The sequence below is a fragment of the Streptomyces sp. NPDC006463 genome (assembly GCF_042870715.1).
Classification (GTDB): domain Bacteria; phylum Actinomycetota; class Actinomycetes; order Streptomycetales; family Streptomycetaceae; genus Streptomyces.
Map to the genome: position 1 here is coordinate 370,510 of NZ_JBIAHP010000005.1, position 21,079 is coordinate 391,588.

The following is a 21,079-nucleotide window of genomic DNA, read 5'->3' on the forward strand; positions in this document are numbered from 1 at the left end:
TACGCGAAGAGGGGACCCAACCGTGGATGCACGATCGGCCGTCGTCGGCCGCCAGGACCGGCCGCGAGGAAGGGGGTTCGCGATATGAGCGACCACGCCACCGACCCGGCGACCGAGACGTTCGTCGCCCACCGCAATCTGCTCTTCACCGTCGCCTACGAGATGCTCGGCTCGGCCGCCGACGCCGAGGACGTCCTCCAGGAGACCTGGCTGCGGTGGGTCCAGGTCGACCTGGAGCAGGTGCGCGACCAGCGCGCCTACCTGGTCCGGATCACGACCCGGCAGGCGCTCAACCGGCTGCGCACCATGTCGCGCCGGAAGGAGTCGTACGTCGGCCCGTGGCTGCCGGAGCCGCTGCTCACCGCGCCGGACGTGGCCCAGGACGCCGAGCTCGCCGAGAGCGTGTCGATGGCGGTCATGCTCGTCCTGGAAACGCTGTCTCCGACCGAGCGGGCCGTGTTCGTGCTGCGCGAGGTCTTCGACGTCGGCTACGACGAGATCGCGGCCGCCGTCGACAAGAGCCCCGCGGCAGTCCGCCAGATCGCCCACCGCGCCCGCCGGCACGTCGATGCCCGCCGCCCGCGCGAGGTGGTCTCCCAGAGCGAGACCCGGGCGGCCCTGGAGTCGTTCCGGCGCGCCCTCGACGGCGGGGACCTGCAGGGCCTGCTCGATGTCCTCGCGCCCGAGGTCGTCCTGATGAGCGACGGCGGAGGCATCAAGCAGGCCGCGGTGCGGCCGATCGTCGGCTCCGACAAGGTGTCCCGCTTCATGGTCGGCGGGCTGGGCAAGAACCAGCTCCCGATCGCCGTCGGCATCACCGTCGTCAACGGCAGCCCGGCACTGGTCGTACACCTGGACGGGGAGCTGGACGGCATCATGGCGGTCCGCGTCGAGGACGCCCGCATCACCGGCCTCTACTACGTCCGCAACCCGGAGAAGCTCTCCCACGTCCAGTCCGGGATCCCGCTCACCCTGCGCTGAAATCCCGGCGGGCAGGGGTCCTTCGGGAAGCCGGTGCCCAGCCGTGGGCGTCCCGGGCCGGTGGTCGCCCACTGAACTCCATGAACGGGACTCTGGGCGGGGCGACGTACGGGGTGTACATGGCGGAGTACGCCACGCTCGCGGAACCGATGAGAGCCGACAGGGCGACTCCGGTCGCGAAGCTCCTGGGGTGCGGAATCCCCCGCCAGACCCTCTGCCGGCCCACTTCCCACAGCGCCCAGGCGGACCACGCCACCAGGGCGGTCCAGAGCCAGAACAGCCCGGCGCGATATCCCCCCTCCCACTGCAGGATCAGGAACATCAGGCTCGTGACGGTCACGATGACGACGCCCAGCAGCACGCACTGCCCCGAGTACCGGGTGGCCCGCTTGCCCCAGTGGTCGACGACCGCTGCCGCCGCGACCGTCTCCACCAGCGCCCCGGCGAGGAACACCACCTCCATGACCCGGCCGGCGAAGGTCAGTGCCCTCAGGGCGTCCGAGAGCCCCACCCGGAAGAGCACGGCGGCGGACACCAGGAGCCCGAGCATCATGAAGCCGCCTTGGGCGCGCCTGCGCCAGGGACGGTCCGGCCACAGGCCAGGGTCGGCCCGCCACCGGACCTGCCCCGGATGGCCGAGGTCGATGTCCGCGGGCACCCCGGCCCGCCGCAGCACCCGGCGGAGTCCCGCGGGGACCACGCCCGGCCCACGATCTGCCCGGCGACGCCGACCTCGCGCAGCCCCCGGCCGTCGGGTGCGTGCACGATGACCTGTGGCCGGCTGGGCGTCATGCCACCAGGATCGGCGCGGCGCGAGGGCGTCGCAGCGGGCATGGGCATCCCGGTGACCCCCGCGCCGCGGTACGCGAGCGCGGGCGGAGCGCCAACCGCTGCTCCGGCAGGGCGAATTCACACCCAGGTGTAGGTCCTACGCGTCGACCGCGGCCGGGTCGAGGGAGTCGACGTCTTCCATGAAGCTGAGCATCCGGGCGTTGACCAGGTCGGGGTGGTCGATCTGCGGGCCGTGTCCCGTCGCGGCGACGATCTCGGCGCGGGCGCCGGGTATCAGGCGCGGCACCCGTTCCAGCTGGCGCTTGGGGTGTACGAGCAGGCTGCGCTTGCCCATGATCAGGTAGAACGGCGTCCGGATGGAGCCCAGCTCTTCGTCGGACAGCGGCAGCGGGGCGGGGCGGCGGATCCGGAAGGCCCTCACCCCGGCCTGGACAAACCTGCGCAGTTCCGGGACGACGAGGACCGGCTGTTCGAGCCAGGAGGCGAGGCGCGGGCGCAGTGCCTTGGGGGCGAAGGTGGCGAAGAGGCTGGCGAAGATCCAGACGAAGAAGCGCAGGCCCACCTTTTCCAGGCCGCCCGGGTCGAGGGCGGTGACCGAGGCGAGCCGGCCGGGCCGCAGGTGCACCTGGTTGATGACCAGCCAGCCTCCGTAGGAGGAGCCGACGAGGTGGACCCGGTCCAGCCCGAGCGCGTCGAGCGTCTCGTCCATCCACTGGGCGGCACGCTCGGGCTGCCACATGGGCTCGCGATGCACGCTGCGGCCGGGGTCTCCGGGGGTGTCGAGGGCGTAGACGGGGCGTTCGGCGCTGAGTGCGCGGGTGTTGGGGTACCACTGGGCGGAGCAGCCGCCGGAACCGTGGATCAGGACGACCGGCGTACGGGACTCGGCCGCCGGGTCCGTGGGCCCGTACCGGTACACGTGCGTGGTGCCGAAGCTGGTCTCCACGTCCGTCTCGGAGCGGGCGGGCGCACCCATCGCGTAGAGCGCGTCGCATGCGGCGAAGTAGCGGTCGCGCAGTTCGTCGTTCACGTAGCGGCCGATGTCGCGGCGCACACGGGTCGTGTTCTCGGGCACGGGGCACCTCCGGAAGGATCCGTTCTTCGTGATACGAGCGTACCATGATGATGGTACGGCGGTACCATAAAGAGGTCCGGCGTGAGCCGGACCGCGAACCCACCACCGACGTGCGGAGAGACCGGCACATGCCAAAGCGCGTGGACCACGAGGAACGGCGCGCCCAGATCGCCGAGGCGCTCATCCGTGTCGCCGGACGGCGCGGGCTGCACGCCGTCGGCATGCGGGACGTGGCCGCCGAGGCCGGCGTGTCACTCCGGCTGGTGCAGTACTACTTCGAGACCAAGGAGAAGCTGCTCTTCTACGGGCTCCAGCACCTGACCGACCGCTTCACCGCGCGGGTGGGCGCCCGCCTCGGTGCCGCCGGTCCGAACCCGGGCCCCCGCGCGACCATCGAGGCGCTGCTGCTGGCGTCCCTCCCGACGGATGAGGAGAGCCGCACCTTCCACCTCCTCTACAGCTCCTACTCGATCCTGTCCGTGACCGACGAGGCGCTGGCCGCCCAGCCCTTCATCGACAACCCCGACGCCGCCGAGAACGCCCTGACCGGCCTGCTCGAACGGGCCCAGGCGTCAGGCCTGGCCGATCCCGGCATCGACGCGCGCACGGAGGCGATCAGCCTGCTCGCGATGACCGCGACCATGGGCACCAGCATCCTCGTGGGCCAGCGCGGCCCCGAGTCGGCCATCGCGGTACTCCATCACCACCTGGACCGGATCTTCGCCACTGCCGAGAGCGGGGACCCGGACGACGAAGCAGACCCGGCTCGCTGACCTGGGCCCCGCTCTACGAACTCGCGCCGCGGCTCCCGGCCTTCCGGCCGGTCGGCGGTTGCCCGAGGGCCGGCAGACCCGCCGTACCCGCGATCAGCCGGGCGAGCCCCCCGCCGTTCGGCGGGGGCAGGACCCCACCGGACGGCGGCAACGCCGGATCGGCGGTCCTTCCCATGGATGACATTTCATGATCGGCGCGATGGGAGCATGGCCAACAAGGTCCTCCCGCTGACCACGAGAGGGCTGCACCAGCGTCTTGTACACGAACGAATCGGGGGATTCCTGATGCTCGAGGCTGCCCGCAGTTCTGGTCCCTGTACCTCCCACGACGTGCTCGATCCCTTCCACGACTGCGACTTGGGGGCATCGCACGTCATGAACGTTGCTGCTCCCGACATTTCCCGGCTCACCCGCCGCGAGTTGGAAGTGCTGCACGTGATCGGGCTGGGCGAAAGCAACCGCCTGCTGGCCAGGCGGATGGGAATCGCCGAACGCACCGTCAAGGCCCATGTGTCCAGCATCATCGCGAAGCTCGAATTGCGCTCGCGCGGCGATGCGACGGCCTTGTCGATACTCCGTCATGCCGAGGTCCACGGAATCCTGAACCTCCCTAAGAGCCAGTAGAGGCAAGCGCTTTGGGGTGGCGAAAGTTGTCTTCGTCAAGTGATCGTGTCGCTGAAAGAGAGAACAGCATGACGAAGTCAGCCCGCATAGCCGCCGCTTCGATCGTCGCGGCCCTTGCGATCGGTGTCGCGGCTCCTGTTGCCAGCGCCGCCCAGACCGCCACCCCGGTCGTCTCCGTTGCCTCCCACTCGCCCTCCGGCGCGGTGACCGCCGCCGGGCAGCTCGGCGGCAGCGCGCAGGCGCCGGCCGCCAGCGCAGCCGACGTGGCCGCTGTGCAGGAAGCCGCCGCGAGCGGCAAGGGCAAGGCTTTCATGGAGCTGCTCAAGCGGACGGGCGGCCTGTTCTCGAAGGCCGTCGCCAAGGCCAAGGAAGGCCGGGCCGCGTTCAACAATTGGATGGGTGACCAGCACTGGACCGTCCGCGCCGCCTGGTGGGCGCTCAGCGGCGGCACCCAGACCTGGGTGTTCGAGCAGCTGCTGAACTGGATCGGCTAAAACTCCGGGCCGCCCCCTGGGCACCCTCAGGGGGCGGCCCCTCTTCGACGAACGGAAGGCGCGGCATGACCACACGAAAGTCCGGATCCACTCCGGTGGACTCATTCTTCGCGGCACCCATGGTTCTGCTCGCCCTCACCTTCCCGGTCTTCTTCTTCCTGGGAGACACCGGACGGACCGCCGGATGGCTGCTTTACGGGGCAGGGATACTTCTGACCCTCGGCGGTTTGCTCTATTGCGGCCTTTCCCGGAAGAGCCCGAGCTGGGGCGGCGCGAGCTGCGTCGTCGGCGCAGCCGTCATCGGCCTGATCGCCTGGAACATCCACGGGTGGCCCTGGTGAATTCCTCGGGACCCCTCTCCGAAAGTGGTCTGACCGCGTATTCCCTGAGCCGCGCGTTCGGCTCGAAAACCGTTTTGCACGATGTGTCGTTGCGCGTTCCCCCCGGCTCTGTGACCGGATTTCTGGGAGCCAATGGAGCCGGAAAGAGCACCGCCATCCGGATCGTGCTCGGCCTGCTCAGGGGCGAGGGACAGAGCCTCTTCCTCGGCCGGCCCCTTTCGTCCTGGAGCTCCCCGGGCCATGTGGTCGGGGCCGTTCTCGGTGGCGTCGCCGGCCACCCCCGCCACCGGGTCCGCACTCACCTGGGGATGGTCGCCGCCGGGATGGGTCTGCCGGGGCAACGGGTCGACGAGGTCCTCGACCTGGTCGGCTTGCGGGAGGCCGCCGCGCTGCGGCTGGGGGCCCTCTCCCTGGGCATGGCCCAGCGGGTCGGCATCGCCCAAGCGATGCTCGGAGATCCGCCCGTGCTCATCCTCGACGAACCGGGGAACGGCCTCGATCCACACTCCCTGCGCTGGTTGCGTACGTTCCTGCGCGGCCTCGCCGCGGAGGGACGGGCCATCCTCGTCTCCAGCCACCTCCTGGGGGAGATGGAGCAGCTCGCCGACGGGGTGATCGTTCTCGCACGGGGGCGGGTGGTCGCGCAGACCACGGTGCGGGAGATCGCCGCCCGGACCGGGACCGTCACCGCGCAGAGTCCGCACCCCGATCGGCTGACGGAGCTCGTATCGAAGGCAGGCGGCACGACGCGGCCGATCGAGGGAGACATGGTCGCGATCAGCGGACTGGACCGCTTCCAGGTCGGGGCACTGGCGGCTGCCGATTCGCTGGCACTCAGCTGGCTGGACGAACGACCGCCTTCCCTGGAGGACTTCTACCTCTCCGTCGCGCACGAGGAGTTCCACATCCGATGAGCACCCCGATGACGGACCCTCCAGAGACGCAGACGCAGACGGAGATGGCGGCGCACGCCGTCCCAGCGCGCCCCCGGCCGCAGACGCCGTCTGCCGCCACCGCCCTGCGCCGGGCCGCCGCCTACGAATGGCACCACCTGTACGGCCTGCGCTCCACCTGGATCCTGCTTTCCGTGGTGGCCCTCCTGGCCATCGGCAACGGGGTGAGCCTGCTGCTGGTGGCCGACGCGAACGCGGCCCCCACGCCCGCGGCCGTCGCCGACGCCTTGCAATGGTCTCCGGCCGCCACCCAGGTACCGATGCTGGCCCTGCTGCTCATCGCGCTCGGCACCGGCTCCGTCAGCACCGACCTCGCGCGCGGAGCGGCTCGTACGACATGGCTGACCGCCGCCTCCCGGGGGACGGCGTTCGCCGCGAAGCTCGGCGTCGCGGCGGCGTCGGCCGCCGCCGTCGCCGCCGCGTCCGCGCTGCTCGCCGGGGCTGCCGGGGCAGTGGCCCTCGCCGCGTCCGGGCTGCCCCAGCCCGCTTGGGGGCAGGCGCTGCCCGCGCTGCTGCGCTTCGTGCTGGTACTGGCCTGCTGGCCTGCGGTGGCCGGCTCGGTGGCGGCGATCGTGCGCAACCGGGCGGGAACCGTACTGGTCCTCGTGGTGTGGCCGCTGATCGCCGAGCGGCTGACAGGCCTGCTCCTCGGTCGGCTCCTCGGCGTCGACGGGCTCGGCGGATGGCTGCCCTTCGCGGCTGCGCGGGCCGCCATGTCGGGGGCCCCGGACCACGCGCCGGACGCCGGGGACGCCGCCTTCGCGCAGGCGATGCTCGGCAGCGACCTCGGCCCCGGAACCGGTCTGCTGGTGTACGTCCTGTTCACCCTGGTCCTGGCTGCCGCCGGCGCCTGGGCCTACCGGAGGCGGGACGCCCTCTAGGGTTTCCCGCCGCCCTACCGGAGCCGCTCCGGCTCCGTTGCGAGCACCGGGGCGGGCAGGTACGCGCGGACCAGGAAGCCGCCGTCCGGCGTAGGGCCGGCCTCCAGGCTGCCGCCGAGGGCCTGGGCCCGCTCGCGCAGCCCGGTCAGCCCGTGCCCCCCGCCCTTCAACGGCGTCGGCTTCGGCTGCGGCCGGGCGGCGCGCGTCGGCACCCGGCTGCGGATCTCGACGAGCAGGCCCTCCGGGCCGGGCCCCGGCGAGGGGGCGGCCAGCACCGCCGTGGCCGCCCCGGACGCGTGCTTGCGTACGTTGGTCAGCGCCTCTTGCACGATCCGGAACGCCGCCTCCTGCACGGCCGCGGGCCACGGGCGCGCCAGTGCGTCCTCCAGGTCCGCCGAGACGTCCAGACCGCTTTCCTCGATCAGCGCGGGCACCTGCCGCAGCTCCGGCCCGTCGCCGCCCGGGCCGTCCTTCAGCAGGCCCACCACGCGCCGCAGTTCGGTCATCGTCGCAGCGCCCAGCTGCCGGATCGACGCGGCCGCCTCCCGGCTATCCCGTTCGCCGGCGGTCCGCTCCAGCGCCCCGGCCCGCACCACGATGAGGCTGACGTGGTACGAGACCGAGTCGTGCATGTCCCGGGCCAGCCGGGCCCGTTCCTCGGCCGCCGCGGTACGCGCATGGAGCACCCGTTCGCGTTCCTGCGCCGCGACGAGCCCGTTGATGTGCTGGGACAGTTCCTGCCTCGCCCGCGCGAGCGAACCCAGTGCGGTGGGGCCCGCGCTGGCCAGCAGAGCGGAGACCAGCCCCATCAGGCCGTACTCGGGCGTCCACTCCTCCGGAAGCTCCGCCGGGTGCCAGTAGGCAAGGGTGGCCAGGAAGAGGAGACCGGCGCAGGCCAGTGTCACCGCTCGGGACCGCGCCGCGACCGCCACCTGGTACATCGCGAACAGGGGCGCGAGCACGAGGTAGCCGGTGTACGCGACGGGCAGCGTGGCCAGCAGCGCCGGGACCGGATAACGGGTGCAGACCGCGACCGCGGCGAGGGTGAAGCCGTACAGCGCCAGGTCCGGCGGACTGCTCTCGCCCCACACCGTGACCACTTCCGCGCCCGAGACCGCGAGGACGACGGCCGTCTGCGCGACCGGCGGAAACCTCACGCGGCCGTCCGGGGATCCGTCCGGGCCAGTCCGGCCCGGTGGGCGAAGACGGCGGCCTGGACCCGGTTCTCCAGCCCGAGCTTGCCGAGGATCGCACTGACGTGGTCCTTCGCCGTGGCCGAGCTCAGCCCCAGCCGTCGCCCGATCTCGGCATTGGCCAGACCGTCCGCGAGCAACGCCAGGACCTCACGCTCGCGTGCCGTCAGGGAGTCCGGCAGTACGTGCCCGGGACTCGCCGAGCCCTGCGCGAGGTAGCCCTGTACGACGGACCGCGCGACCGGCGCCGACAGCACGGTCCCCCCGGCCGCGATCAGCCGCACCGAGTGGATGAGTTCGTCGGGCGCGGTGTCCTTGAGCAGGAACCCCGAGGCTCCGGCACTCAGCGCACGTGCGACGTCTTCCTCGCCGGAAAAGGTGGTCAGCACAGCGACGGCGGGCGGCGCCTGCCCGGCCCGCAGGGCCTCCAGCACCGTCAGGCCGTCGGTGCCCGGCATCCGCAGGTCGAGCAGCACCACGTCGGGGCGGTGGAGCGCGACGGCCGAAACGGCTTCGGGACCGTCACAGGTCGCGGGCACCTGGATGTCCGGTTCAGACTCCAAGATCTGCTGCATACAGGTGCGCAGCAGCCGTTCGTCGTCGACGATCAGGACCCGGATCACTGAACCATCCCCCTTTGGCCGGCCCATCCCGTCGACCATAACAACGTCGGTCTGGCGCGGGCGGTCGTCAGGGGCGGGATCCAGCCGCCGCCCCTGGTCCCCGGGCCGGTCGCCACGTGATGCGGGGCATGCCATCCCCGCGTGGTTCACGCGGACACGGGCCGCCCGTCTCGGCCGGTGGCGTCGAGCAGCAGCTTCGCGGCCACCGTCGCCCCGTCCGTGCGGACCGTGTCGGCCACGGCGGTCGCCCGTACGCGGGTCTCGGGGGCCAGGGCCGTCTTGAGCGCGACCGACAGGGACTCGAAGGTCGGGGTCGGGCCGTCGTGTGCCGCACCGATGCCAAGGTCGGCCACCCGGCCGGCCCAGTACGGCTGGTCCGCCATCTGGGGGACCACCACCTGGGGCGTGCCGGCCCGGGCGGCCGTCGTCGTCGTGCCCGCGCCGCCGTGGTGTACGACGACGGCCACCCGGCGGAACAGCGCCTGCTGGTTGACCTCGCCGACGGTGAAGCAGTCGTCCTGGTCGTCGATCAGACCCAGGCCGGCCCAGCCGCGCCCGATGAGTACGCGGCGGCCCTGCGCGCGAATCGCCTCGATGGCCGCCCGGGCGACGCCCTCCGCGTCACGCACGGGAATGCTGCCGAAGCCCACGTACACCGGCGGTGTGCCGGCGTCCAGGAACTCCTCCAGCGCGGTCGGCAGCCGGCGTTCGTCCGGCCGGATCCACGCGCCGGTCTGCACCACGTCGAGGTCCGCAGGCTCCAGCCACGGGCTCAGGGCCGGGTCCGTCGCCAGCCACGGCCGTTCGGTGAGGACGTGGTCGCGGACGTTGTCCACCAGCGGCAGGCCGAGCGGTGCCCGGTGAGAGTTGATCGCCTCGCCGAACAGCTCGTTGAGGCTCTCGGTGTTCAGGTCCCACAGCACCCGGTTGTCGGTCACCTCCGGCGGGAGCGGCCGGCCCGGCCATGCGAGCGGCGGGTGGTGCGGCGACGGCAGGTAGGTCGGGAAGTAGGCGACGAACGTGTAGGGGATGCCCAGTTTCTCGGCCGCCGCCCGCGCGGCGGCCGCGGCCGGGAGCGAGCCGGTCGCCACCACCGCGTCACAGCCCTCGGCCACTGCGGCGACCACGTCGTACGTCGAGCCGAACAGTGCGGCCGCACGCTGGGGCAGGGTCGTCGCCGACGGCGGCGGCGCCGTCCCCGTCACCGCCGCCGTGACCGTCGCACGCAGCGACTCGCCGATGGGCGCCAGGGGCAGGCCGACACCGTCGAGGAAGTCCACGAAGTCCGGCGGCGCACACACCCGCACCTCCGCGCCGAGCGCCCGCAGCTGCACCCCGAGTCCTGCCATCGGCTCGATGTCTCCGCGCGACCCGTAGGCCATCAGCAACACACGCATTTTCACAACTCTCGTTTCCGTAGTGTCTGAACGTGGCCGAACCGCAGGTCCCTCAGCTCCCCTCGGCCGCCGAGGGCGGCACCTTCGAGAAGGTGGTGATGGTGAAGCCGGAGTCGAAGGTTCGCGTGGTGCCCGGGACGAAGCTCGTCGGGGTGAAGGGACCATCGAACAGGGGGATGCCGGACCCGATGACGATGGGGTGCCGCTTGATGATCAATTCGTCGATCTCGTCGCGCAGGGCCGCCGCCAGCTTGCCGCCCGCCACACAGCCAGATGTCGTACGGGCTGGTCCACCCCAGTTTCAGGCCCGGGGCGTAGGTCGCGCTTCCCATGATGACCGTGTCGAACCGCCGGGCGGCCCGGTCGGCGATGCCCAGCGGCTCACGTGCGGGCGTGGGCATGGTCTCGGGGAAGTCCGCCAGGATCGCGGCGGATTCCTCGCCGCCGAAGGGGAAGAAGTCGTACTGGTCGTCGGGACCGGCGATGTAGCCGTCGAGGGTGGCGGCGATGTAATAGATCAGCTTGCGCACGGGCTCTCGCATCTTCGGGACGGATGGCGGCGGGGGTACGGGCACGGGCACGGGTACGGGTACGGATCAGGTCGTGGGCACGTCGAGCTGGAACTCGCAGGTGCGCCGGTAGGAGCGGAAGCCCAACTCCCGGTTGACTGCGAGCATGTGGACGTTGTCCTCGGCGTTGTCGGTCTCGATCTCGACGACGCCGGGGTGTTCGGCGCGCAGCCGGCGCACCATGGCCGCCTTGAGCCACAGCCCCAGACCCAGGCCGCGGTGCGCGGGTACGACCGCGGTGTCGTACTGCTGCACCCGGGTCGGCGTTCCCCGGGGGACCAGGATCTCGGTGTAGCCCGCCATGGCTCCGTCGTCGTGGACGGCGGCGACGGTCAGCAGCGTGTCCCCGCGGTCGGCGATCACCTTGGCCATGGCCCGTACGCGGTCGGCGTCCCAGTCCACGCTGCCGTAGTCCAGGTCTCCGACGGGCATGTCGTTCATCGCGTTCTTGGCCGTCGCGAAGGCGGCGGCGAGGTCGTCGGGGACCGTCCCGGTCCAGCCGGTCACCCGGTAGCCGGGGTGCTCGGCATCGGCGAGCCGGCGCATCCTGTCCGCGTCCGTCTCGTCCATCTGGTCCAGGCGCAGGATCAGGTGGTCCAGGGCCAGTGCTCGGCGGAAGTTCCACCGGTCGCAGAAGGCTTCGCCCGGGCTTTCGGCGGGAGCCGTGACGACCAGGCTGCGCCGGTTCTCGGTGCGGCAGGCCGCCACGACCGCCGACAGCAGGCGGGAGCCGGCTCCCCGGCGCCGGTGCGCGGGGTCGACGTGGAGTTCCATCTCGGCCAGGTGATCTCTCCCCGGGGAGGCGAACAGGCGCAGGCCCGCGATGCCGACCGGGACGCCGTCCGCCCCGGTGGCCAGCCAGGTCAGCCGATGGCTGTCCAGCGTCGGATTGGTGAGCTGGGCATGGATCTGCCCGGGGTCGGGAGGCGGTACGCCCGGCAGGTCGTGGGCCATCGAGGCGGCGACGACCTGGTGCCACGCGGCGGCGTCGTTGATCGAAATGCGGTCCAGCGGAGTGAGGTGGACGTGCTCGGACAAGGCGATGTCTCCTGCGGTCGAGTTGGTTGTACTTACGGTCTGCGGGTCGCGGCAGTCGGTGGCAGTGCGTCAGAACGCAGTGCCTGGAGCCCAGCGGTTCAGGGCGGTGTACGTCGGCACCCACTGGTCGGTGCAGGCGGCGCGGGTGGGTGCGGGCAGCGGAGCGAGGAGTTTCTCCACCGTCGGTTCGTCGGCGCCGTCCAGCAGCCACGGCAACAGCACGGCCCCGTCCGGGCCGAGCCGCTGGGCGTGGACCTGGCCGAAATGGTCCCACTGCTCGGCAGTCAACGCGCCCTGGAGCAGCGGCAGAACCGTTTCCTCCTCGTGTCTGAGGTGCCCGGCCAGACCGGTGGTCAGCGCGTCGGTCAGGTCGCCCAACCGCAGCGGATCCACCTGCGGGTCGGCCAGCGCCGCGTCGATGGCGTCGATCACCGTGTCGAGAGCGGCGTGTTCGGCCTCCATCACCTCCAGAAGAGCGAGCACCTCCGGGTTGCCGGCCAGACTTCGGCGCAGCGCCGGCAACAGCGCTTCGTCTTCGGCCGCGTGGTGGGCGCGTAGAGCCTTTTTGAACAGCTGCCATCCGGCGGCGGTGGCCAGTACGTGCCGCGCGTCACTGTCCCCCCGGGTGCTAACTCGGTCCAGATGGGCCAGTTCCCGGCGCAGGGCGTCGTGCATCGCGTACATCGCGGTCGGGTCGATACGGTCACTCATGGTCAGGGCCGGGACGTGCCGGTCGGCGCCCGGACCACGGCATCGACAGGCCGCTCGGCTAAGTGCGGGGACAGACGCTCCTCCAGGAAGAGGTTGCCGGTGCCCGTCATCGAGTCCGGCAGTACGAGCGCAGGGTTCTTCGTGCGTGCTTGCATGCCCTCAACCTTCTTGCGGGCCGCAACAATGATCAATGTAAACTTCCGCGCGGTTCGATAACCGCAGGGTTATCTACGGGGGGCTGGGGAGCCGGTGGAGCTGCGGGACATCGAGATCTTCCTGGTGCTGGCCGAGGAGCTGCATTTCGGCCGTACCGCACAGCGGCTGCACGTCTCCCAGGCGCGCGTCAGCCAGGCCATCAAGAAGCAGGAGCGGCGCATCGGTGCCGAGCTGTTCACCCGCACCAGCCGCACGGTGTGCCTGACCGAGGTCGGCCGACAGTTCCGCGACGATCTGCGACCGGTCTACGCGGGCCTGCACGACTCCCTGGAGCGCGCCCGGCTGGCCGCCCGTGGCATCACCGCACAGCTCCGCGTCAGCCTGATGCCCTTCAACCTCGTCGATCTGCACCCCTACTGGAAGACGTTCCGCTCGCGGTACCCGCAATGGGAACTCCAGATCCGCCTGGCAACCTTCAACGACGTGTTCGGCCTGCTCCGTTCCGGCGCCATGGACGTCCTTGTCGCCTGGCTGCCGGTGGAAGAGCCGGACTTCACCGTCGGTCCGACCTTGTGCACCGACTCCCGGATCCTTGCCGTGTCCGACGACCACCGGTTCGCGCAAAGGGACTCCGTGCCGTTGGAGCTGCTCGCCGAGTTTCCGCACGCCACTGCCCTCGACCTGCCGGACTACTGGGAGGACAGTTACCTGCCCTTCCACACCCCACGAGGCCGACCGATCGAGCGCATATCGGTGGCGGACAACAGCGACGAGCTGATCAGCATGGTCGGCATGGGCGAGATCATCCACACCTTCCCCAGCCATGTCACCAGGTACTGGGGCATGTCCCACATCCGGTGGTTGCCCATCCCCGAGATGGGGACCTTGCGCTTCGCCCTGGTCTGGCGGACCGAAGCCGAGAACGACCTCATCCGCGCTCTGGCCGACACGGTGCGAGACCTCGGCGTCATCCGATTCTGACGGCAACCGAGAGGGTCGGGCCGTGCCCCCTTGTTAACCGGTGCTCACCGCTCTGAAGGGCAAGGACACGATCCCAGGCCGCCGTCCGAGGCCGACACGACTCCGGTCGCGCTCCCGTTCCACCCCCCCGGGGACGGGGCCCGGGCGGCTGGTGAAGTCCTCGATGAGGCAGCGACTCACCGACGAGCTCCAGGCACCTCTCTACGCCACGCTGACCGATCGGCAACGCACCGAATTCGCCCGACTCGTGAACGGGTTGACCGCCTCGCCGGCCCTGTGACCGGCTTCGAGCCGGCGATCGTGCGACCCGGGCCGGCCACTACCCGATTCCCGGCATCAACAGGCCGCGGCCGATTCGCTCATCCGCGCAGCAGGGCCTGGCGCTCCGAACCACCGCGACAGGGCGCCGGCGAGCCTGTCCTCCGTATCCCACGTGCCGGACGCGTCCCCCGTGTCCCCCACGTCCCCAGCGTCGGCTGCCCAGGCAACGATTCCGTCCGGGCGTACGAGCAGCCCGGCCGGCGCCGGTCCGCCGGGGCAGTCGGTGGTGACGAGTCGGACCCGGTCGCCGTACCCCTCGGCGTCCGCCCTGAGTCCCGCGTCGTCGGCGAGATCGAGCAGCAGTGCCCGCCCGTCGTGGAGCAGGTCCCCGAGGCGCGTCCCGTCGGTGAGTTCGAGGTCCGGGGCGCTGCGGCCGACCAGTGGATGGCTGCCGGGCAGGTCGTACCGGTGCGAGACGCCGGAGATCTTCTTGGCGAAGTACGTGGTGCCGGCGACGGACTCGGTCAGCTCGGCGACGACGTCGCGCAGGGCCCGGGCCTGCGGCTGCGGCCGCATCAACGCGATCTGCGCCCGGGTCCATTCGAGCACCCATGCCCCGATCGGATGCCGTTCGGCCGTGTACGTGTCCAGCAGCTCCTCCGGTGCCCGACCGCGGACGACTGCGGCAAGTTTCCACCCGAGGTTCATCGCGTCCCCGATGCCGAGGTTGAGCCCCTGGCCGCCGAACGGGGAGTGGACGTGAGCGGCGTCGCCCGCCAGGAGGACCCGGCCCGCGCGGTAGTCGGGCACCTGGCGCGCGTTGTCGGTGAAGCGGGTGGCGGTGCGCACCCCGGTGATCGTGACCTCCGCCCCGGAGACGCGCCGCAGACTCGCCTGCAACTCCTCTGCGGTGACCGGTGCTTCCCGGTCGGCCGGCGGCCCGTCGAACTCGACCGTGAGGATGCGTCCGGGCATCGGCCCGTGCACGTACGTCCCGGCGTCCGTGTGATGCCAGCCGGGGCGGAGGGCTTCGGCCCCGGTCATCTCGACGAGCGCCTGGTGACCGGTGATCTGCGGATCCGTACCGGGGAAGGCGAACCCGGCGAGCTTGCGGACGGTGCTGCGGCCGCCGTCGCAGCCCACGAGCCAGCCGACGCGTATGGCCTCGCCCGTCCCGTCGGCCACCCGGGCCGTACGGATCTCGATCCCGCCGTCTTCCTCGTCGAACCCCGTCAACTCCGTGCCGCTGCGCACCTCGACACCGAGCTGGAGGGCGCGCTCGGTGAGCACCCGCTCGACCTCCTGCTGCGGTACGAGGCTGACTTCTCCGGCGGGACCGGCGTTCATGAAGTCCGGGTCGGTCGCGTCCAGCAACTCCCCGCGCAGCATGATTCCGCCGAAGTGCCCGATGAACTTGGCGGGCGTGTGAGGAGGCTGTCCGTTCGCCTGCGTCCCCTGTCGTTCGCGTACGAACGCCTGGAACCGCTCGACGGAGCGCTGCTGCACCTCGGCCAGTGCGGGCAGCATGCCGCGCCGGTAGAAGGCCTCGGCGGTCGGTGTGTTGATCGCCCCCGCCTTGATGGTCTGATCCACTTCCGTGCGCCGCTCGACGACCACCACGCTCGCGCCACCGAGCCGGAGCTCGCAGGCCAGCATCAGTCCGACCGGGCCGGCTCCGGCCACCGCTACGTCAAAGTCCGAGTTCATAGCGTTGACTATAGTCACTAAAACTTTAGAGTCGCTATAGTGTTTTCGTGACCCAAGGAAGTGAGAGGCGCGGCTCCGGAGAGCGTGCGGCCGACCAGGCGTTGACATTGCGCGAGCGCAAGAAGCGCGAGACGCGGCAGCGGATCTCGGACGAGGCGACGATGCTGTTCGCGGCGCGCGGCTTCGACGAGGTGACCGTGGCGGAGGTGGCCAAGGCCGCTCATGTCTCCACGATGACGGTCTTCAACCACTTCCCCCGCAAGGAAGACCTCTTCCTCGACCGGATCCCCGAAGCGGTCGAGCTCTTCACCGCTGCGGTGCGAAACCGTCCGGTCGGCGAGTCTCCACTGGCCGCTCTGCGCGCTCTGCTGCTCCAACTCCTGGACCAGCGCCATCCACTGGCGGCGGTGAGCGACGACTTCCCGTACTTCTGGCGCATCGTGCTGGACTCGTCCACCCTGCGGGCGCGGGCGCGCGAAGGCGTCGAGGAGGTGGAGAACGCGCTGGCGGACGCGATGGCCGAGACCACCCCCGGGGGCGACGGCCCCGACTCCCGCCTCGCGGCAGCGCTGACCGTCGCCGCGTATCGAGCCGTCTACGTCACCACGGCCCAACGCCTGCTCGCGGGCGAGCGCGCGGACGATGTGGCCGACGATCACCGCTCGCGTGTGCACGGTGCGTTCGACGCACTGGAGCGTGCACTCCCCTCGGCGCGCTGACGGCCTGCCCCGTCCCCGGTGCCGCTCGCCGAAGCCCCCGCTCGATCCCGCCCGCGCCGGGGCGGTCCGGACAACGGACGAAGGCCCAGGACGCTGACCTGGGCCTTCGCATCGGCCTTCGCAAATCGGCAGGCGTACGGACGTCACGTCCGGTTTCGGTGACGGATGGCTTCAGTGATGGATTCCGGATCCACGTAGCGGCCACCACCGTGAACAGCTCGAATGCAGGCGGCGACTTCTTGGCCTTGTGCCTCCTTGCGCAGGACGGCGCGGACCCCTTTGGAAAGAAGCTCGTTGAGTGACTCGCCGGGGTGGGTTGCGATGACCACCACCGCGCAGGTGGGCAGCTGATGCCGCAAGGCGATCGTCAAGGGCAAGGTGGCCAGGCCGCGGAGCGGGGATGCCAGGACGGCCACGTCCGGCCGCAAGGACAGTGTCGCCGAAAGGGCCTGGCCGGCAAGCGCCGCGGTGCCCACGATCTGCAGGTCGTCCTCGAGGCCGAGTATCGCGGTCAGCGTCTCTCGGAAGACCTGGTCCGCGTCTGCGACAAGGACGCGAATCTTGGGCCCTTGGGAATTACTCACCGCGAGTCTCCAGGGGTTTCGCAATTCTTGCGGTGTCGTGTGGTGCTGGGCTCACCTGTGAAACCGTCGCCGCCCGCCCGACATCGCCCGGCAAGGCGCCGTACGCCACGGGGCCGGCCGCCAGGTTGGGACGGGACGCGGCGTCGTCGGGGTGCCCGAGTCGGTCCGGTACAGGGGCGCCCCTCCGCCCGGGGGCGCCTCCCGTTGGTGGCCGGCGAGATGCACGGCACCGGACGACGCGGGCCCTACCGGCCTGATCCGAAAGAAGCGGCCTGGCGGAACCATGGGGAAATCATGTGGCAGGGGTCGCCGATCGCCGTCCTGGTGATGTGCCCCAGCCACGTCGTGTCTCCTGCCGGGGCCACCGCGACGCCGCGGGCCGGTGCACCTCCCCGCAGAGTGACGGAGTCGAGGCGGTAGGTGCGGACGTCCAGCATGCCTGGAACTCCTTCGAGCGGCAGGAAGAGTTCCAGGTCCGCCTTGCCTCGGCCGCCGCCCGAGCCCGTGGTGGCCGATCCCACCAGCCGGTTGCCGAGGATGCCTCCTGCCATGAGCTGGACGGATCCGCCCCCGACCGGCTGGAGCACGCCGGGTGCGTCGGGGAACATGACGTCGGTGCGGCTCCCCGAAGTCACGTACGCGCCGTAGGCCTTCTCCGTGTAGGGCTGTGACTGCGCCAGGGCGATGGCTCCGGCAGCGAGCAGTCCTAGGGTGGCCAGGGCTCGCAGGGGGGTGTGCGCGTTGGCGGAACCGTACATCCGTATGAGGCGGTGCAGCACCCATCCGGCGACGAAGGCCAGCAGGGACAGCCAGGTGAGGGCTCCCATCGGCCCGTATCCGAGCAGCGTGGCCCGGGCGACGACAAGGAGGTTGGCGATGAGCACCCAGGGGTAGATCATGCACACTGCGCCGAACACAGCCCATCCGTCGGCGAGTTGCCGCCTGGGATGCGGCCCGCCGAAGAGCAGCCAGCTGATGACGGATCGGCAGTCCGCCATGCTCTTGTCGCGCAGGTTGGGGATGTTCGTCCATGCCATGAGCGCGATGTATCCATCGAGCCGGATGAAGGGCAGCAGGTTGAGAATCCCGGTGAATGCGGTCATGAGCGCACACAGTCCCAGGACACGTCCGGGTTCGCCGCCCCAGATCGCCGAGCCGACCGCGAACAGGCCGGCGGCGGCCAGCTGGCAGATCACTCCTGCCAGGGCGACCAGGACACGCTGTCGGCGGCTTCTCAGCCGCCACAGGTCGGTCACGTCGCAGAACATCGCCGGCGCGCCGTAGAACAGCATGGCCCCGATGCGGTGGGGGCGGCCGCCGAACCGCGCCAGCACGGCTCCGTGCGCGAACTCATGGACGCCGTTGACGGCGATGACGGCCACCACGGCGATCAGCCAGTAGTGCCAGGGCACGGGCTGCCAGGCAGCCTTGGCAGCCTCGGTGGTACCGAGGCTGACCGATACGAGCCCGGCCAGTATCGCCAGGAAGCAGCCCGCTGCCGTAGCCCGGTTCGCCATGAGGCGGGGCAACAGGCGCCCCGGAGACAGGAGTGCGGGCCGGTCCAGGACGGTGAACTGGAGGGAAGCGGGCGGCTGGAACCGGAATCTGCTCTGCGTGGCGGGCGGGGAGTCGGTGCCGACGAGCAAGCCGAGGTCGGTGAACTTGCGTATCACCAGATCGAATTGCCGCTCGTCGATGACCGTTCCCAGGTCGCGCCGCACCTGCTGCACGTCCCGGGTCCCGTCCAGGCTGCGCAGCAGCTCGGTTGCGCTGCCGCCCAGCCGGGTGAAGCGTCGCTGCTGCTCGTCCGCGACCGTCCAGGCACGCCCGCCTTCCTCCGGGGGGAGGAATTCGAGGTCCGGTCTCAGCTGGGGACGGCCCGGGATCTCGCGCTCAGGTGCTTTGACGGCCATCTCAGTGCGCCTCCGCTGTCTTCTCCCGCCGGAGCGCACCGGTGAGCGCCACCAGGATGTAGCCGAGCAGCATGGCCGCGGCGGCCCATGCCTGCAGCGGCATGGTCAGTTCGGGATCGTGCAGCAGGGACAGTTGGGCACCTCCGGGCAGGAAGCGTCCGAACGAGGGCGCCACGACGATCAAGACGGCTTCGATGCCGGTGGTGTAGGCGACGACGGCCATGACGGTGGCCACCTGGTTCCGTATCAGATATCCCAGTGCCACCCCCCACGGTCCGGCGAGCGCGCTGATGGCCACGATCATCACGGTGAGGCGGACCATGTCGGCCGAGTAGGTGGGGGTGTGTCCACCGAACACGGCCACCAGGGTGCTGGCCAGTACCGACAGCAGCCCGACGGGGATGCCCGCCAGGAGGGCGACCAGGGCCTTTGCGGCAAGGACCCGATCGCGGCGCGGTGTGGTGAGGTAGGTGCGGGTCCACGTGCGGTGGCGGTACTCGTTGGTCACCAGGAGGGAGCCGGCGATCGTGGCGAAGAGCAGGCCGGCGAACCCTTGGCGGACGATGGCCTCGGCGGCCTCGGCTCCGGTCTTGCCCTGATCGGCTACGGTCTGCAGCGTCCCGACTCCGGCCATGACGATGAGGCCGAGGCCGATGCCCACGGTGTACAGGAGGCCGCGCCCGGCCCACAGTTTACGGAATTCGGCGGCCAGTTCGTTGCTCACGCTGCCTCCCGGTCGAGAACGCTGTGGAATGCTTCTTCCAGGGACTCCCGGTGTTCTCCCGCCACCAGGCTGCTGATCGTGCCCGAGTAGCGGACGCTGCGGTTGAGGACCACGGCGTTGTCAGCGGTCCGTTCGATCTCGTCGAGGCTGTGACTCGATACGAGAACCGCGCCGCCGTCGTCCGCGAAGGACCGCAGGAAGGACCGCAGCCAGCGGATGCCGTCCGGGTCGAGTCCGTTGGCGGGTTCGTCGAGGACGAGTACGCGTGGGGACCCGACGAGCGCGCACCCCAGGGAGAGCCGCTGGCGCATGCCCAGCGACAGGGCGCCGATCTTCTTGTTGCGCGCGTCGGCGAGGCCCACGGTGTCGAGCACTTCGTCCACGGCCGTCCCCGGCATGCCCAGGGACCTGGCGACCAGGCGCAGTTGGGCGCGGACGGAAAGCGCGGGGTGCCCGGGTACGTCGGTGATGGCAGCGCCGACGACCCGAGCCGGTGAAACAAGTTCCCGGTAGGGGACCCCGTCGACCAGCGCGGTTCCTGCCGTGGGGGTGGTGAGTCCCAACAGCATTCTGAGAGTGGTCGTTTTGCCTGAGCCATTGCGTCCCAGCAGGGCTGTGACCGAGCCGGCCGGCACGTGGAAGGACACCCCGTCCACGACTCTGCCCGTGCCATAGTCCTTGGCCAGGTCTCTGCAAACAATCATTGGATCCACGCTGTTGACTTTCAGGACAGGGGAAAGGGGAGGGGTTAGCTCCTGCGCGCCAGGAGGGCCCAGATGGCTGCGATTTCTACAGCGGCCAGCACGTACAGGCCAATGCGCAGGGCTCCGTCGCTGCCTCCGGCCATTGATGCTGTGGCCAGCAGTGCGGCGGCGAACAAGAGGACATAAGAATTACGGCTATTCATTGAACAATCCAAAAGTCGAGAAGACACTGAACTTCTCGTGGAGTCTACGAGGGGATCTCCGTGGCCTTTGAAGCGACCCGGCCGGGGCCGGGAGCGAGGTCTTCCTCGCTCCCGGCCCCGCCGTATTCGCCGGTCAGGTGATGCTCAGACCGATGACGAACGCGGCGCCGCCGGCCGTGGTCACCTGGACGACGTCGTTCCAGCTGGGGGCGTCGAGCGAGTCGAGCTCCTCTACGGCGAAGTCAGCGGACTCCTGCGGTACTTCGACGGACTCGTGGTTCATGTGTCTTCTCTTTCTCAGTGGTGTGATGCTGGTCGGGGAGGTCAGGTCAGGTCAGCGCGATGGCGCCGGCGATGCCACCGGCGATGCCCACGCCCGCGGCGAAGCCGTCCATGAAGCCGGGGGCGGAAAGCTCCTCCACGTGCTCCACGGCGAAGTCGGCGCAAGCCGCGGTGGTCGGCTGCTGGTCCATGTCGTCGTGCATGGTCACTCCTTCTCAACGGCGGGCTCACGCCCGGCGGAAACCGTCCGGCCGGATGGGACCGGACCGGGGATGGAACGGGTCTGACCAGGCCGGCGTGATGCCGGTCGGGGAGGTCAGGTCAGGTCAGCGCGATGGCGCCGGCGATGCCACCGGCGATGCCCACGCCCGCGGCGAAGCCGTCCATGAAGCCGGGGGCG

The 21,079-nt window shown here is 70.6% G+C and carries 25 protein-coding genes; 9 read left to right on the forward strand and 16 right to left on the reverse strand.

Translation table 11 applies throughout. The features are described from left to right. The first annotated feature begins 84 nt into the window (after positions 1-84). Positions 85-981, forward strand: coding sequence for an RNA polymerase sigma-70 factor (locus ACFYOB_RS12730; protein ID WP_388558559.1), 897 nt, complete (start codon positions 85-87; stop codon positions 979-981). On the opposite strand, the gene ACFYOB_RS12735 is transcribed toward ACFYOB_RS12730, so the two are convergent. Then, complete coding sequence (locus tag ACFYOB_RS12735) at positions 968-1,681, reverse strand: hypothetical protein (RefSeq protein ID WP_388558562.1); 714 nt, start codon at positions 1,679-1,681, stop codon at positions 968-970. The two genes, ACFYOB_RS12730 and ACFYOB_RS12735, sit on opposite strands and share 14 nt — an antisense overlap. Before the next feature lie 228 nt (positions 1,682-1,909). After that, on the reverse strand, positions 1,910-2,848 hold the full coding sequence (locus tag ACFYOB_RS12740) for an alpha/beta fold hydrolase (RefSeq protein WP_388558565.1): 939 nt from the start codon (positions 2,846-2,848) through the stop codon (positions 1,910-1,912). Between the two features lie 128 nt (positions 2,849-2,976). Here ACFYOB_RS12740 and ACFYOB_RS12745 point away from each other — a divergent pair, with 128 nt between their 5' ends. From ACFYOB_RS12745 to ACFYOB_RS12770, 6 genes are all read left to right on the forward strand, one after another. Then, the gene (locus ACFYOB_RS12745; protein WP_388558568.1) at positions 2,977-3,621 is read left to right on the forward strand and encodes a TetR/AcrR family transcriptional regulator; all 645 of its coding nucleotides are present in this window, start codon (positions 2,977-2,979) and stop codon (positions 3,619-3,621) included. Positions 3,622-3,828: 207 nt separating this feature from the next. Then, positions 3,829-4,245 carry a response regulator transcription factor gene (locus ACFYOB_RS12750; RefSeq protein ID WP_388558570.1) on the forward strand — a complete coding sequence of 139 codons (417 nt, stop codon included), beginning with the start codon at positions 3,829-3,831 and terminating at the stop codon, positions 4,243-4,245. A gap of 68 nt (positions 4,246-4,313) precedes the next feature. Then, a complete protein-coding gene (locus ACFYOB_RS12755; protein WP_388558573.1) occupies positions 4,314-4,739 on the forward strand; it encodes a hypothetical protein in 426 nt (141 codons plus the stop codon). A 65-nt stretch (positions 4,740-4,804) separates the two neighbouring features. Then, the gene (locus ACFYOB_RS12760) at positions 4,805-5,080 is read left to right on the forward strand and encodes a hypothetical protein (protein WP_388558576.1); all 276 of its coding nucleotides are present in this window, start codon (positions 4,805-4,807) and stop codon (positions 5,078-5,080) included. A gap of 83 nt (positions 5,081-5,163) precedes the next feature. Then, positions 5,164-5,994 carry an ABC transporter ATP-binding protein gene (locus ACFYOB_RS12765; protein WP_388558578.1) on the forward strand — a complete coding sequence of 277 codons (831 nt, stop codon included), beginning with the start codon at positions 5,164-5,166 and terminating at the stop codon, positions 5,992-5,994. Then, entirely contained in the window at positions 5,991-6,914 is a 924-nt protein-coding gene (locus tag ACFYOB_RS12770) for a hypothetical protein (protein ID WP_388558580.1), read from the forward strand. The genes ACFYOB_RS12765 and ACFYOB_RS12770 overlap by 4 nt, the downstream gene beginning before the upstream one ends. 14 nt (positions 6,915-6,928) lie before the next feature. On the opposite strand, the gene ACFYOB_RS12775 is transcribed toward ACFYOB_RS12770, so the two are convergent. The 7 genes from ACFYOB_RS12775 to ACFYOB_RS12805 form a co-directional block, all read right to left on the reverse strand. Continuing rightward, entirely contained in the window at positions 6,929-8,071 is a 1,143-nt protein-coding gene (locus ACFYOB_RS12775; protein WP_388558583.1) for a sensor histidine kinase, read from the reverse strand. After that, positions 8,068-8,730 carry a response regulator gene (locus tag ACFYOB_RS12780; RefSeq protein ID WP_388558586.1) on the reverse strand — a complete coding sequence of 221 codons (663 nt, stop codon included), beginning with the start codon at positions 8,728-8,730 and terminating at the stop codon, positions 8,068-8,070. Before ACFYOB_RS12780 ends, ACFYOB_RS12775 begins: the two co-directional genes overlap by 4 nt. 146 nt (positions 8,731-8,876) lie before the next feature. Then, entirely contained in the window at positions 8,877-10,127 is a 1,251-nt protein-coding gene (locus tag ACFYOB_RS12785) for a glycosyltransferase (RefSeq protein ID WP_388558589.1), read from the reverse strand. A gap of 2 nt (positions 10,128-10,129) precedes the next feature. Further along, positions 10,130-10,657, reverse strand: a complete 528-nt coding sequence (locus ACFYOB_RS12790) for a hypothetical protein (protein WP_388558593.1) — start codon at positions 10,655-10,657, stop codon at positions 10,130-10,132. 66 nt (positions 10,658-10,723) lie between these two features. Next, entirely contained in the window at positions 10,724-11,734 is a 1,011-nt protein-coding gene (locus ACFYOB_RS12795) for a GNAT family N-acetyltransferase (protein WP_388558596.1), read from the reverse strand. A gap of 69 nt (positions 11,735-11,803) precedes the next feature. Beyond that, positions 11,804-12,445: a hemerythrin domain-containing protein gene (locus tag ACFYOB_RS12800; RefSeq protein WP_388558599.1), complete on the reverse strand. Its 642-nt coding sequence runs from the start codon at positions 12,443-12,445 to the stop codon at positions 11,804-11,806. Positions 12,446-12,447: 2 nt separating this feature from the next. Continuing rightward, positions 12,448-12,600, reverse strand: a complete 153-nt coding sequence (locus tag ACFYOB_RS12805; RefSeq protein ID WP_388558602.1) for a hypothetical protein — start codon at positions 12,598-12,600, stop codon at positions 12,448-12,450. Between the two features lie 94 nt (positions 12,601-12,694). Between ACFYOB_RS12805 and ACFYOB_RS12810 the strand changes: the two genes are divergently transcribed. Beyond that, the gene (locus tag ACFYOB_RS12810; protein ID WP_388558605.1) at positions 12,695-13,582 is read left to right on the forward strand and encodes a LysR family transcriptional regulator; all 888 of its coding nucleotides are present in this window, start codon (positions 12,695-12,697) and stop codon (positions 13,580-13,582) included. A gap of 336 nt (positions 13,583-13,918) precedes the next feature. Here ACFYOB_RS12810 and ACFYOB_RS12815 read toward each other — a convergent pair whose 3' ends face one another. Beyond that, a complete protein-coding gene (locus tag ACFYOB_RS12815) occupies positions 13,919-15,550 on the reverse strand; it encodes an FAD-dependent monooxygenase (protein WP_388558609.1) in 1,632 nt (543 codons plus the stop codon). A gap of 47 nt (positions 15,551-15,597) precedes the next feature. Here ACFYOB_RS12815 and ACFYOB_RS12820 point away from each other — a divergent pair, with 47 nt between their 5' ends. Next, entirely contained in the window at positions 15,598-16,269 is a 672-nt protein-coding gene (locus tag ACFYOB_RS12820) for a TetR/AcrR family transcriptional regulator (RefSeq protein WP_388558612.1), read from the forward strand. A gap of 143 nt (positions 16,270-16,412) precedes the next feature. Here the strand turns inward: ACFYOB_RS12820 and ACFYOB_RS12825 are convergent, their stop codons facing one another. The 6 genes from ACFYOB_RS12825 to ACFYOB_RS12850 form a co-directional block, all read right to left on the reverse strand. Next, on the reverse strand, positions 16,413-16,853 hold the full coding sequence (locus ACFYOB_RS12825) for a hypothetical protein (protein WP_388558615.1): 441 nt from the start codon (positions 16,851-16,853) through the stop codon (positions 16,413-16,415). 245 nt (positions 16,854-17,098) lie between these two features. Further along, positions 17,099-18,766 (reverse strand): daptide biosynthesis intramembrane metalloprotease, encoded by a 1,668-nt coding sequence (gene mpaP / locus ACFYOB_RS12830; protein ID WP_388558618.1) that lies wholly within the window; start codon positions 18,764-18,766, stop codon positions 17,099-17,101. 1 nt (position 18,767) lies between these two features. Continuing rightward, the gene (locus tag ACFYOB_RS12835) at positions 18,768-19,490 is read right to left on the reverse strand and encodes an ABC transporter permease (RefSeq protein WP_388558621.1); all 723 of its coding nucleotides are present in this window, start codon (positions 19,488-19,490) and stop codon (positions 18,768-18,770) included. Next, positions 19,487-20,194 (reverse strand): ABC transporter ATP-binding protein, encoded by a 708-nt coding sequence (locus ACFYOB_RS12840; RefSeq protein ID WP_388558624.1) that lies wholly within the window; start codon positions 20,192-20,194, stop codon positions 19,487-19,489. Before ACFYOB_RS12840 ends, ACFYOB_RS12835 begins: the two co-directional genes overlap by 4 nt. 336 nt (positions 20,195-20,530) lie before the next feature. Next, positions 20,531-20,680, reverse strand: coding sequence for a hypothetical protein (locus tag ACFYOB_RS12845; protein WP_388558627.1), 150 nt, complete (start codon positions 20,678-20,680; stop codon positions 20,531-20,533). A gap of 46 nt (positions 20,681-20,726) precedes the next feature. Further along, complete coding sequence (locus ACFYOB_RS12850; protein ID WP_388558630.1) at positions 20,727-20,882, reverse strand: hypothetical protein; 156 nt, start codon at positions 20,880-20,882, stop codon at positions 20,727-20,729. Positions 20,883-21,079 lie beyond the last annotated feature (197 nt).

Bases quoted from the DNA above. Each gene is read 5' to 3' on its own strand.
- ACFYOB_RS12730 (WP_388558559.1), top strand. From the start codon at position 85: ATGAGCGACCACGCCACCGACCCGGCGACCGAGACGTTCGTCGCCCAC.
- ACFYOB_RS12745 (WP_388558568.1), top strand. From the start codon at position 2,977: ATGCCAAAGCGCGTGGACCACGAGGAACGGCGCGCCCAGATCGCCGAG.
- ACFYOB_RS12750 (WP_388558570.1), top strand. From the start codon at position 3,829: ATGGCCAACAAGGTCCTCCCGCTGACCACGAGAGGGCTGCACCAGCGT.
- ACFYOB_RS12755 (WP_388558573.1), top strand. From the start codon at position 4,314: ATGACGAAGTCAGCCCGCATAGCCGCCGCTTCGATCGTCGCGGCCCTT.
- ACFYOB_RS12760 (WP_388558576.1), top strand. From the start codon at position 4,805: ATGACCACACGAAAGTCCGGATCCACTCCGGTGGACTCATTCTTCGCG.
- ACFYOB_RS12770 (WP_388558580.1), top strand. From the start codon at position 5,991: ATGAGCACCCCGATGACGGACCCTCCAGAGACGCAGACGCAGACGGAG.
- ACFYOB_RS12785 (WP_388558589.1), bottom strand. From the start codon at position 10,127: ATGCGTGTGTTGCTGATGGCCTACGGGTCGCGCGGAGACATCGAGCCG.
- ACFYOB_RS12800 (WP_388558599.1), bottom strand. From the start codon at position 12,445: ATGAGTGACCGTATCGACCCGACCGCGATGTACGCGATGCACGACGCC.
- ACFYOB_RS12805 (WP_388558602.1), bottom strand. From the start codon at position 12,600: ATGCAAGCACGCACGAAGAACCCTGCGCTCGTACTGCCGGACTCGATG.
- ACFYOB_RS12815 (WP_388558609.1), bottom strand. From the start codon at position 15,550: ATGAACTCGGACTTTGACGTAGCGGTGGCCGGAGCCGGCCCGGTCGGA.
- mpaP (WP_388558618.1), bottom strand. From the start codon at position 18,766: ATGGCCGTCAAAGCACCTGAGCGCGAGATCCCGGGCCGTCCCCAGCTG.
- ACFYOB_RS12840 (WP_388558624.1), bottom strand. From the start codon at position 20,194: ATGATTGTTTGCAGAGACCTGGCCAAGGACTATGGCACGGGCAGAGTC.
- ACFYOB_RS12845 (WP_388558627.1), bottom strand. From the start codon at position 20,680: ATGAACCACGAGTCCGTCGAAGTACCGCAGGAGTCCGCTGACTTCGCC.
- ACFYOB_RS12850 (WP_388558630.1), bottom strand. From the start codon at position 20,882: ATGCACGACGACATGGACCAGCAGCCGACCACCGCGGCTTGCGCCGAC.